The organism is Pseudomonas sp. St316 (assembly GCF_018325905.1).
Lineage (GTDB): Bacteria > Pseudomonadota > Gammaproteobacteria > Pseudomonadales > Pseudomonadaceae > Aquipseudomonas.
In genome coordinates this window covers 4,141,323-4,152,733 of sequence record NZ_AP021901.1, presented here as the reverse complement: position 1 = coordinate 4,152,733, position 11,411 = coordinate 4,141,323, and the positions used below count along the sequence as shown (strand labels likewise).

At 57.3% G+C, this 11,411-nt stretch carries 10 protein-coding genes; all 10 read right to left on the bottom strand.

From position 1 onward, the window contains the following. Positions 1-10 precede the first annotated feature (10 nt). Positions 11-406 carry a PA0061/PA0062 family lipoprotein gene (locus tag KI237_RS18260; protein WP_212796447.1) on the bottom strand — a complete coding sequence of 132 codons (396 nt, stop codon included), beginning with the start codon at positions 404-406 and terminating at the stop codon, positions 11-13. A gap of 394 nt (positions 407-800) precedes the next feature. Continuing rightward, a complete protein-coding gene (gene pqqE / locus KI237_RS18255; protein WP_212796446.1) occupies positions 801-1,970 on the bottom strand; it encodes a pyrroloquinoline quinone biosynthesis protein PqqE in 1,170 nt (389 codons plus the stop codon). Then, entirely contained in the window at positions 1,942-2,217 is a 276-nt protein-coding gene (gene pqqD, locus KI237_RS18250; RefSeq protein ID WP_212796445.1) for a pyrroloquinoline quinone biosynthesis peptide chaperone PqqD, read from the bottom strand. The genes pqqE and pqqD overlap by 29 nt, the downstream gene beginning before the upstream one ends. Then, positions 2,214-2,966: a pyrroloquinoline-quinone synthase PqqC gene (pqqC, locus tag KI237_RS18245; RefSeq protein WP_212796444.1), complete on the bottom strand. Its 753-nt coding sequence runs from the start codon at positions 2,964-2,966 to the stop codon at positions 2,214-2,216. Before pqqC ends, pqqD begins: the two co-directional genes overlap by 4 nt. 11 nt (positions 2,967-2,977) lie before the next feature. Further along, positions 2,978-3,889, bottom strand: a complete 912-nt coding sequence (gene pqqB, locus KI237_RS18240) for a pyrroloquinoline quinone biosynthesis protein PqqB (RefSeq protein WP_212796443.1) — start codon at positions 3,887-3,889, stop codon at positions 2,978-2,980. Positions 3,890-3,961: 72 nt separating this feature from the next. Further along, positions 3,962-4,036: a pyrroloquinoline quinone precursor peptide PqqA gene (gene pqqA / locus KI237_RS18235; protein ID WP_020295432.1), complete on the bottom strand. Its 75-nt coding sequence runs from the start codon at positions 4,034-4,036 to the stop codon at positions 3,962-3,964. A gap of 332 nt (positions 4,037-4,368) precedes the next feature. Continuing rightward, positions 4,369-5,697 carry a carbohydrate porin gene (locus tag KI237_RS18230; RefSeq protein WP_212796442.1) on the bottom strand — a complete coding sequence of 443 codons (1,329 nt, stop codon included), beginning with the start codon at positions 5,695-5,697 and terminating at the stop codon, positions 4,369-4,371. A gap of 325 nt (positions 5,698-6,022) precedes the next feature. Further along, on the bottom strand, positions 6,023-7,180 hold the full coding sequence (gene tcuB / locus KI237_RS18225) for a tricarballylate utilization 4Fe-4S protein TcuB (protein ID WP_212796441.1): 1,158 nt from the start codon (positions 7,178-7,180) through the stop codon (positions 6,023-6,025). Further along, positions 7,167-8,621 carry an FAD-dependent tricarballylate dehydrogenase TcuA gene (tcuA, locus tag KI237_RS18220; protein ID WP_201005385.1) on the bottom strand — a complete coding sequence of 485 codons (1,455 nt, stop codon included), beginning with the start codon at positions 8,619-8,621 and terminating at the stop codon, positions 7,167-7,169. The genes tcuB and tcuA overlap by 14 nt, the downstream gene beginning before the upstream one ends. 322 nt (positions 8,622-8,943) lie before the next feature. Then, on the bottom strand, positions 8,944-11,379 hold the full coding sequence (locus KI237_RS18215) for a pyrroloquinoline quinone-dependent dehydrogenase (RefSeq protein ID WP_212796440.1): 2,436 nt from the start codon (positions 11,377-11,379) through the stop codon (positions 8,944-8,946). Between the last annotated feature and the right edge of the window lie 32 nt (positions 11,380-11,411).

Below are 11,411 nucleotides of genomic sequence, written 5' to 3'. Positions count from 1 at the left end.
CTGCGGGAAATTACAAGCAGGGCGTCTTGTCAGTTTGAGCCAAGGTATTACCTTTGCTGTCCATAAGTTCAATCTTTACCTCTTTTCCCGCACTACTTTCCATCAAGGTGTAACGTTCATTAGGTAAAAAATTGTCATAGGACAGGGTGGCAATACAGCGGTGTTGGCTTTCCTGGTAGCCCTTGGTAACTACCCCAAGTTCCATCGTATGCGCCCCTGGTGATACTTTGAAATAAGTCAGGTTCTCTGCGCGTTGCGTATCCAAGCGTCTGGCCAGCATTTCATCACCGATCTGCTCGTGAAGATTGACAATGGATTCGCCATCCTTAAGCGTCGGAAGTTCAGTCGCACAGCCAGCCAGGCCGGTGATTAAAATGATAGAAGCTGTAAGTTTTGCAAGGTTCATAAGTGTCCTGAGTTCTTTGGGGGTCCGAGAATAGCGATAAGCTTGCCCTGAACCGTTAAATAGATAAGGTTTTAAATAAGCTGTTTCAGCCTAATAACGCATTGGCTTGGGAGCGTGCAGATGACGCAAGATGATCGAGGACGGCAAGGACTAAGATGCCTACTCGATATCTGGAATGATTTTGTTGTCGGTATGGGGATATTCTACAGGCTATTTTTTAATTGATTAGCCTGTGAGCTATTGATGCAGTGCTGAGCTTTATTCACCAATGATGCGCCATCTGCGACGCCGAGAACTTGAATCCCTCAGGTGTCGCACGTGGTATTTGCTGCGCGTCGGACGTTACCGTTCGAATCGATCGTCGATCAGTCAGTCATTTCTGTCGCTGAGACGATCAGCCCTTAACGATGAGGCGCGAGTTTCGTTCATTGCGAAAGGCCAATTGTTCGATGGTTTGCGTGGCGTGCTCGGCGTCTTCACGCGCCTGCAGAATCACCCCGTGATGTTCGGACTTGCTGCACACCGGGTCGGCATTGCTGGCGTCTCCCGTGAGCATGAACGCCTGGCAGCGACAGCCGCCGAAGTCCTTTTCTTTTTCATCGCAGGAGCGGCATGGCTCGGGCATCCAGTCATAGCCGCGAAAGCGGTTGAAGCCAAACGAGTCGTACCAGATGTGCTGCATGCTGTGGTCGCGCACATTGGGAAATTGCACCGGCAACTGACGGGCGCCGTGACAGGGCAGCGCGGTGCCGTCCGGCGTGACGGTGAGGAAAATGCTGCCCCAGCCGTTCATGCAGCCCTTGGGGCGTTCTTCGTAGTAGTCCGGCGTGACGAAGATCAGCTTGCACGGATTGCCGGCTGCTTCCAGCTTGGCGCGGTATTCGTTGGTGACACGCTCGGCGCGGACCAGTTGTTCCTTGGTCGGCAGCAGACCCACTCGATTAAGTTGCGCCCAGCCGTAAAACTGGCAGGTGGCAAGTTCGACGAAATCCGCCTCAAGAGCGATGCACAACTCGATGATGCGGTCGATCTTGTCGATGTTGTGCCGATGGGTGACGAAGTTCAGCACCATCGGATAGCCGTGGGCTTTGACCGCCCGGGCCATTTCCAGCTTTTGCGCGAAGGCTTTCTTCGAGCCGGCCAAGAGGTTGTTCACCTGCTCGTCGCTGGCCTGGAAGCTGATTTGGATATGGTCCAGGCCAGCCTTTTTGAAGTCGCTGATTTTCTGTTCGGTCAAGCCGATGCCGGAGGTGATCAGGTTGGTATAGAAACCCAGCTTGCGCGCCTCGCCGATCAGCTCGGCCAGATCCTGACGCACCAGCGGCTCGCCGCCGGAAAAACCCAGTTGCGCGGCACCCATCTCTCGGGCTTCGCGAAAGACCTTGAACCACTGCTCGGTGCTCAGCTCCTGGCCTTGTTCGGCAAAATCCAACGGATTGGAGCAGTACGGGCATTGTAGCGGGCAACGATAGGTCAACTCCGCCAGCAGCCACAGCGGCAAGCCGACTTCAGGCTTGGGCGGCAGCCCGGTGGGCTCAGGCAAGTTCGATCCAGTGCTGTGCACGGGCGACCTCCATGAATTGCTCGATGTCGTCACCGAGTTCCGGCACGTCGGGAAACTGCTTCGCCAACTCGTCGACGATGGCCGCGACATCCCGTTCGCCGTCGATCAGGCCGCCGATCAGCGACGCGCTGTCGTTGAGCTTGATCATGCCTTCAGGATAGAGCAGCACATGGCCCTTCTGTGCCGGTTCGTACTGGAAGCGATAGCCGGGGCGCCAGCGCGGGGTCTTGCTGCGGTCGAAACTCATAAGGTGATCCCTTTGTGCCACACCCGTTGCCCGGTCACGCTGTGATAGGGCGGACGGTTCAATTCGTAGGCCATGCTCATGGCGTCGAGCATGCTCCAGAGGATGTCCAGTTTGAACTGGAGAATCTCCAGCATGCGCTCCTGCCCTGCGCGGGTGGTGTAGTGCTGCAAGGTAATCGCCAGGCCGTGCTCCACATCACGCCGGGCCTGGCTCAGACGAGTGCGGAAGTATTGGTAGCCGGCCGGGTCGATCCACGGGTAATGCTGCGGCCAGCTGTCCAGGCGCGACTGGTGGATCTGCGGCGCGAAGAGTTCGGTCAGCGAGCTGCTGGCGGCTTCCTGCCAACTGGCCCGGCGGGCAAAGTTGACGTAGGCATCCACCGCAAAACGAACCCCTGGCAGCACCAATTCCTGGGAGCGCAGTTGATCGGGATCCAGGCCCACCGCCTGGCCCAGCCGCAGCCAAGCTTCGATACCGCCGTCCTCGCCGGGAGCACCGTCATGGTCGAGCAGGCGCTGGATCCACTCACGGCGGATCGCCCGATCCGGGCAGTTGGCCAGGATCGCGGCATCCTTGAGCGGGATGTTCACCTGATAGTAAAACCGGTTCGCGACCCAACCCTGGATCTGCTCGCGAGTCGCGCGGCCTTCATACATCGCCACGTGATACGGGTGATGGATGTGGTAATACGCGCCCTTGGCGCGCAAGGCTGCTTCAAATTCTGCCGTGGTCAATGGTGTGTCAGTCATTTCGGGCGCTCCTACAGTTCGATACTCATGCCGTCGTAAGCGACTTCGACATTGCGTCGCACCAACTCGGCCCGCTCGGAGGAGTCTTCATCGAGGATTGGGTTGGTGTTGTTGATGTGGATCAGCACCTTGCGCTGCTTCGGCAAATGCTCCAGCACTTCGAGCATGCCGCCCGGACCATTCTGGGCCAGGTGGCCCATTTCCCGGCCAGTGCGGGTGCCGACACCACGGCGCTGCATTTCATCGTCGTCCCACACCGTTCCGTCCACCAGCAGACAATCGCTGCCGGCCATGATCTGCAACAACGACTCGTCGACCTTGCCCAGGCCAGGGGCATAGAACAGCTTGCCACCCGTGCGCAGGTCTTCGACGATTAGCCCGATGTTGTCGCCCGGGTGCGGGTCGAAGCGATGCGGTGAATAGGGCGGTGCGGCGCTGAGCAGGGGCAGTGGGGTGACGCGCAGGTTCGGGCAGGCGGCGATGGTGAAGCTCTGGTCGAGTTCGATGCGATTCCAACTCAACCCGCCGTTCCAGTGGGTCAGCATGTTGAACAGTGGAAAGCCAGTGCTCAGGTCTTCATGGACCATGTCGGTGCACCAGACTTGATGTGGGCAACCTTCACGCAGGCTGAGTAGGCCGGTGGTGTGGTCGATCTGGCTGTCCATCAGGATGATCGCGCCAATGCCGGTGTCGCGCAGGGCCCGGCCCGGCTGCATCGGGGCAAACGCCTGGAGCTGGGCGCGAATGTCCGGAGAGGCGTTGCACAGCACCCAGTTCACACCGTCATCGGACAGGGCGATGGACGATTGGGTGCGCGCCTGGGCCCGCAGGCTGCCGTCGCGAAAACCTGCGCAGTTGGCGCAGTTGCAGTTCCACTGGGGGAAACCGCCACCGGCGGCAGAACCTAGAATCTGGACGAACATGGTTGCTCCATCATTCTGGAACCGAAAATAAAACGCCTCGGCAGGCCGAGGCGCTGTCCATCAGGTACAAACTTAACGGTTTGCGAAGTACATGGTGACTTCAAAACCGATACGCAGGTCGGTGTAAGCAGGTTTGGACCAAGACATGAAAGTACTCCTATCAAGTGATGAGACGTTTGTCAGGTACATATTTCTGAGTTTGGTTGGGATCATTTTGCAGCGTTCCAAGGCGCACCCAACCTACGACGCCGTGTTTCGGTTGTTATACCTCGTCTGGTACTGCCCGACGATCGGGTAGCAGGACGCCTTCAGGGAATTGGTCCAAGTACGAGAACGAGTGACTCGACAATTTAGAGGCGAGGGCCACGACGCACTTCGCGAACAATTGAACTCGATTCTGCAGGCTGCAAAATGTCATTGTCGTACTCTCCCATGTTGGTGCGAACTCAGGCTGAAAAAAACTGCATTGGAAGAGCCCCTTACAGGCTGGTCTCGAATTTCAAACCGGCCACCCACGCATCCCTGACCTCGCTGACTCCGCCAGGATTGCCTACAAATTGCAGGTTGGGGCGCACGGTCAGCCACTTGGTCACGCCAAAGCCATAGTAGATTTCCATGTTGGTTTCTGAGCTTTGGGTCGGTGTGTAGCGAGGGTCGTCGTAATCGCTGACGCCCGCCCGCTCGTTCAGTTGCTGCTGATGATCTGTGAATCGGTTATTCACGTGGAGACTGGCGATGGCGACGCCGATCTCGTCATTCGGGCGAGATTTGAAGGGGGCCGTGTAGTAAGCGCCTACTTGCGCATAGCGATCGATCATATTGGTGGCTTTGTCATGCACCGTGGCATAGGCGAACACCGTCAGCCCACGAGCGGCGAAGTCTGGATCTTTCCAGACCTGTTGTTGCCCGGCAATCCATGCGCCGTGTTTACTGTCGCGGGATTTTGCTATGCCGTTTTCTTCTGTGTTGACGTCGTTTGCGTCACGGCTGCTGTAATACGCCCCTACGCGATATTCCCCTGGCAGCCGTCCGGCTCCCAGCGACGTGGTATGGACCAGCTCGACAGGTACCAAGGTACCCTCATTACCGCTGCCGCTGAGTTTGAAGCCGTTACCTATTTCCAGGTAGGAAGGGTTCTGCTCGTACGCACCGATCTGCGCATAAGTATCATCGCTCAAAGCGACCTTTACGCGGCCCGCCCATTGAGTGATTGGCCAGTTATAAATGATATCGCCGGCCCAGTTACCCGGCTGTGCGCCGCAGAATGCCAAGTTCTGGAATTTGCAGGGGAAGCTGCCGAAGTCCTCGCCAAAGTTCATGCGGCCCAGTTTGATATCCAGCCCGCCGTCAAAGAACTTTTGACGGTACCAGAGTTGTGTAAGCCGCCAGGTCTGGCCGCGCCCGTATACCTCTTGGACCTGACTGATTCCTCCCACCCGAGGATCGGTGAGCACATCGTTGGTGAGATTGCGCCCGTTACGGTCCGATATCGTGAATTGAAAATCAGCGCCTTCCCAGCCGAGTATTTTCTCAAGGTCAAAATTGCTCATCAGCGCAAGTTGATCGGTATACCGCGCCGTGGTGTGAGAATCGTAGCCACCGGCAAGATTCGTTGCGGCGTCGCCCGTGTAGAGCACGTTAAAGGTATAACCTTTTTCAAGCAGTTCTGTGCGTAGGCCGCCCCAGTCTCCCAACATCCAAGGTGACTCAGGACTGAAGGCTTCTTGTGCATGACTGTTGGTCGCTCCGCAAAGCAGCAACAATGCGGCGGAAATATTAAGCGTGTTGCAGTTCAAATGAGTGGTCATGATAATCTCTGCTTTTGTTTTTATTAGTCAGATAATCGAACACATCTTCAGGTTGATCTTCCGCCCGGAAGAGCATTAAAGAATGTCTGCAACGGGTTGAACCCAGCGAAGCACTACTGGATTCTTTTTTGTGGAAGCGTCGAGCTTGACGTGACACACGGTAAGTTGATGAGAAGACGGGATCTAAGTCATGCCACGTCTGTTCTTGCGGAATATCTCGGTAATTTATTTGAACATGGGTAACGCTCTCCTTGTGATTGTCATGAAGGTTGCTTTCAACTTAACGGCGCCGAAGATGCCGTCGGCGCGCTCTTGAAAATACCGGTCATTCGCCGCCCGCACTGATTGGGTTGGGTTGGCGTTTTTCAATGGTGTATTTCAGCAATGCAGCGCTGCGGAATATGCCGTGGGCGAATTTGCTATAGGGCATGGTCAGAAAGAACGCCATGACCAGACCCAGGTGGATGGCAAGCAATAAGCCCAACGCGCTGGTTTCGCGCCCGGCAAGCAATGCAAGACCGCTAGCGCTGACCAGGAACAGAAGCGCGATGAAGCCACGATCCATCGGTTTCTGATTCTCGTCCCCTTGTTGCGGGTTACGCCGCAGATTCATCCAGAGCAAACCTGCTGGGCCGATCAGCAGACCTACGCCACCGAAAATGCCGAGCAGCACTGGCAGGCTCATAACCGGGTAGGGCGCCGACCAATCGAGTAAAAAATGATAAAGAGTGGCAACGCCTGTGGCTGCGAAGCACAGCATGAACCCATAGAAGGTGAGGTGGTGAAAGCGGCGGCGCCATAGGGTGAATGCGTCGTCGGCGTTGTTGCAGCCTTCCCCATGTCCGCCGTCCAGGTACTTGAGTTGTGCGACGTTGGCGCCGGCCTCCAGGGCCGCACTGGCTTTCAACGGCAGAGGTGCCTCGGCGGGTGAGATTTCGCGCCAGAATCGACGCACGCCGATACCCAGGGCCAACACGGCAAAACCGAACACCGCGCTGAACATCAGTGCCAACGTGTTGTGTGGAAAAATCCCGTAGAAGTTACCGCCTGGCATGGCAACGAACAGGTTGCCCATGATCATCAAGGTAAGCGACAGGAACAGCGCCAACCCAGCGCCTGAAGCCAGCCCCAAGGTAAGGCCGTTGCGTTGGTACAATTTACCCAGTGGCTGCGGCCAGGCGTAACTGGTGTAGGTTTCCAGCCGCACCTTGGCCATGGCTTTGGGTACGTTGACTGCAAATTCGTGCGGGGCAGCGTATTGGCAAGCCGACAGGCACGCGCCGCAGTTGTGGCAAAGGTTCGCCAAGTAATGAATGTCGGCCTGACCGAATTCCAGATGCCGGGTCATTGCGGGGAATACGGCACAGAAACCTTCGCAATAGCGGCAGGCATTGCAAATGGTCATCTGCCGTTCGACTTCGGTTTCCTGCAGGTTGAGGGCCGGGATCAGTTGGCTGGATACCTGGGGATCAAACAGCTGCATGTTGAAGCTCCGAGTTCACAGGAGAAAGACCAAACCCCGCACAAAGCGCGGCCTGTACGCCAGCGATTCGTCCGAAGGCAGTACCGATGGCCATGCCAATACCCGCGGTATAACCCTTGCCCAGTACGTTGCCAGCCATCATTTCTCCGGCGACAAACAGGTTCGGGCTGGCCTTGCCATCAAAGTGCACGGCGGCCGTTTCGTCGGTCGCCAGGCCGAGATAGGTAAAGGTGACGCCTGGCTTGAGGGGGTAGGCGTAGTAGGGTGGTTTGGTGAGCGGCCTTGCCCAGTGAGTCTTGGCGGGAGTAAGCCCTTCGGTATGGCAGTCGTCGAGCGTGGTGTGGTCGAACGTGCCGACATGGCAAGCGTTGTTGTAGTCTTCGATGGTTTTAACGAACTGCGTTTGCGGCAAGTTCAACAGGCGAGCCAGTTCTGGCAACGTCCGGGCTGTGGTTCCAGGGAACACCGGCGGCATGAAGCGGCCAAGCGCCTGTTGGTCGATAATCGAGTAGGCCTGCTGGTTGGGTTGTCCCGCAACCAGACGGCCCCAAATCGCATAACGTTTGGGCCAGAAATCCTCACCCTCATCGTAAAACCGTTTTCCATCGCGGTTGACAACCACGCCCAGGGACACGCAGTCGATGCGGGTACAGATACCTCCGTCGTAAAGCGGAGCCCGGGCGTCGATGGCAACCATATGTGCCTGGGTTGGGTCGCCGACTGAATCGGCGCCAAGATCGAGCATCCGTCGCAACAACACACCGGTATTGAAGCGGGTGCCGCGAATCAGAAAGTTGTCCGATGGCCATTCACCACGCTCGTTTTGGCCCCAAGCCTCCCGTAACCATTCGCGATTGGATTCAAATCCGCCAGCAGCCAGGACGCAGGCGCGAGCTTCGATACGCTCCGCTGGGAATCGCTGTCCATCTATCACCCGTTCGGCCAGGTGAGCTGCGACGAAAGCACCGTTTTCCAGTTCTATGTCGGTGACCTGAGCGTCATAACGGATCTTCACGCCCAAGCGTTCGGCGCTGCGAAAGTAAGCATTGACCAGTGCCTTTCCGCCGCCCATGAAAAACGCGTTGGTGCGCGCCACGTGCAGAGCACCCGACAAGGGCGGCTGAAAGTGCACACCATGTGAACGCATCCAATCACGGCAAGATGACGAGGCGCGAATGGCGATGCGCGCCAGTTTCTCGTTGGTAAGACCACCGGTGACTTTAAGCAGATCTTGCCAGTATTCTTCTTCGGGATAGGCATCGACCAGCACATCCTGAGGCGCATCGTGCATGCAGCGCAGGTTGCGCGTGTGCTGCGAATTTCCACCGCGCCAGACTTTCGGCGAGCCTTCCAGCAGCATCACGCTGGCGCCTGCCTCTCGTGCCATCAATGCGGCACATAACGCAGCGTTGCCGCCACCTATCACCAGAACGTCGACCATCGTATCTCCTCGATTCACTGGCAGGGCGAAGTGACTGCCGCCAGTGGATTAACCATAGGGATGGGCTCATCGCGGCGAAAGGCGGATTTAGAGGTGAGGGCTTCAGTTTTAGTGAAGGGTGATGTTTCTGTGCAGGGGGATATGTGGCAGGCGTTACCACTCTCCCTGAAACACAAAACGCCCGATGCAAATGCACCGGGCGTTTTGATACTGAAATGGATATAGACCCATTTCAGAGGCAGGCAAATTTGCCCAGTTCAAGACTTTGGAGACAGGTCACGATGGACCGGCTCCTTGGTTGAACAGCTATTGTCAGCCGCCATTACTTGCCATCTGGAATTGCAAAGGCAACCAGCTTCGAACCAGGCTTCGTACGATAATGCGGGCGCCCACCCTCGGCGACCACCACAAATTGCCTTCCGCTGACCGGACTGCGGTAGGTCATGGGCGTGGCATTGGCGCTGGTGGCAAGGCGACTGCTCCACAGCTCCCGGCCGGTGGCAGCATCCAGGGCACGGAACGTATGCTCTGCTGCACCGCCGATAAATACCAGGCCGCCACGGGTCGTCACGGCGCCACCGGCGGTCGGTGTACCGATCGGGATGGAAACCAGGGTCGGCAGACCGAACGGACCAATGTCACGCGGTGAGCCAAATGGCTTGGACCAGATGAGCTTGCCACTGACAAGATCAACAGCGCCAATCAGGCCCCAAGGCGGCGCATTGCAAGGAATGCCAAGCTGCGAAAGGAAGTTGACCCGATAAGCGCCGTATGGCGTGTCAAGCATAGGCTGCTCGGCTTGTCCCCCTGCGTCCAGACCAGGTGCAATCCTGAAATTGCGTTGCGTTGCTTCTTCGCGTGTTACCAATTCGATTCGGTCAGGGACCTGAGTCCAGTTGACGATCATCAGCCCGCGATCAACGTCCAGCGAGATGCCATTCCAGTTCACACCACCCATTGAACCGGGATCGATCAAGACATTCTTGTCGAGCGTGATGGGCGTGAATTGGCCCTCGTAGCGCGATTGTTTGAACATGATCCGGCAAACCATTTGGTCGATCGGCGTCGCACCCCACATGTCTTTTTCGCGCAGTTGAGGCCCCCTGAAAGCAGGGAGCTCGACAGAGGCAGGTTGGGTAGGGGACAGCCATTCGCCTTTGGCAATGTCACGCTGAGGCACAGGCTGTTCTTCCACCGCCTTGATCGGTTCGCCAGTCTCGCGGTCGAGCACGAAAATCTCGCCGCGTTTGGTCGGTTGGATCAGCGCTGGCCGCATGCCCTTTGCGGTAGGCCAATTCAACAGAGTGGGCTGGGAAGCGACGTCATAATCCCAGATGTCGTGGTGCGTGGCCTGGAATTTCCAGCGCAGTCGACCCGTCTCCGCGTCGAGAGCGATTACCGCACTGGAGATATCCTCGTCATAGGGACGGCGCTGCCCACCGTAAGCATCAGGTGTCGCGTTGCCCACTGGCAAATAGACAAGACCGAGCTTCTCATCCGCGCTGATAGGGGCCCAGCTGTTGGGGGTGGAAGGCGTGTAGTACTGCCCTTCAGGTGGCAGGCCGAGACGATTCGGCGCGCCGGCATCAAAGGCCCAGGCGAGTTCGCCTGTCACCGCATCAAACGCCCTGATGACGCCTGACGGACCACCCCAATATTGCCCGTCGGGAATGCCACCACCGACGACAATCTTGCCGCGGATAACTTGCGGTGCCGAGCTGACGTAGAACAAGCCATGTGGGTAAGGTGCGACGCCCTTTGTCAGATCGACCGCGCCGTTGTTACCAAACCCTGGGCAATATTCTCCGGTTTTCGCATCCAGTGCCACCAGTGTGGGGTTGTGGCTGGGGGCGTAGATGCGTTCCGAGCAAAACCCATTGGTGTCAGGCACTTTGTAGTACGCCACACCCCGACAAGGTTTACCCGACTGTGGTACGCCGTTGGAAATGTCGCGGCGCCACAATTCTTTGCCGGTTTCCGCATCGAATGCATGAATACCGTTATTGCCATCACACGCGTACAGGGAACTACCCATCATGATGGGGGTGCCTTCGATGGCGTTGAGATCGCCGTTCACCGGTGCCATGTCGGCTTCCCAGACTTTGACCAGCTTCGAAACGTTGGTTGTGTCAATGTCTGCTAGCGGACTGAAGCGGGTTCCACCCTGGTCGTTGCCGTAGGCTTGCCAGTCGGTACGTTCGTTGTTGGCCATTGGTTCAGGCAGTTTCGCTGGCGCCTGCGATTGCAAGCCGCGTCTCAACATCGGAAAGTCCGGTGCGTCAGGTCCGAAAGCGTGAGTGACGCTCCCCAAGGCGATTGCAGCGGCCAGGCCGCCGGCAAACGATGGCCAGCCGCGTGGAAGCTTCCGGGTGTTCGGCGCAGGCGTGAGTCGGGTGAAATGCGGTAGCAGAAGTACTGCGCCGAGAACGAACGGACCAATCAGTCTGGGCGCCAGTTGCCAACCGTTAAAACCCACCTCCCACAAACTCCAGGCCGTGGTCCAGACCAGCATTGCGGCATAGACCCAAACCCCTCGCGCATCACCGCGCCAGAGAAATACAGCGCTTGTGATGAAGGCCAGCCCGGTGATCAGGTAGTACGCAGAACCTGCGTCCGCAACCAAGATGACACCGCCAATGGAAAGGGCCAAGCCGAGTATCAGTAATACAATGGCAAAGATACGACATACCCATCGCGAAGCTTTTGTCGTATCGCGCTTGGCATTCAAAGAGTCAGGCTCTGCGCCAATAGGGGTCATAAGGGTTTCTCCATGTGATCAATAGGACACAC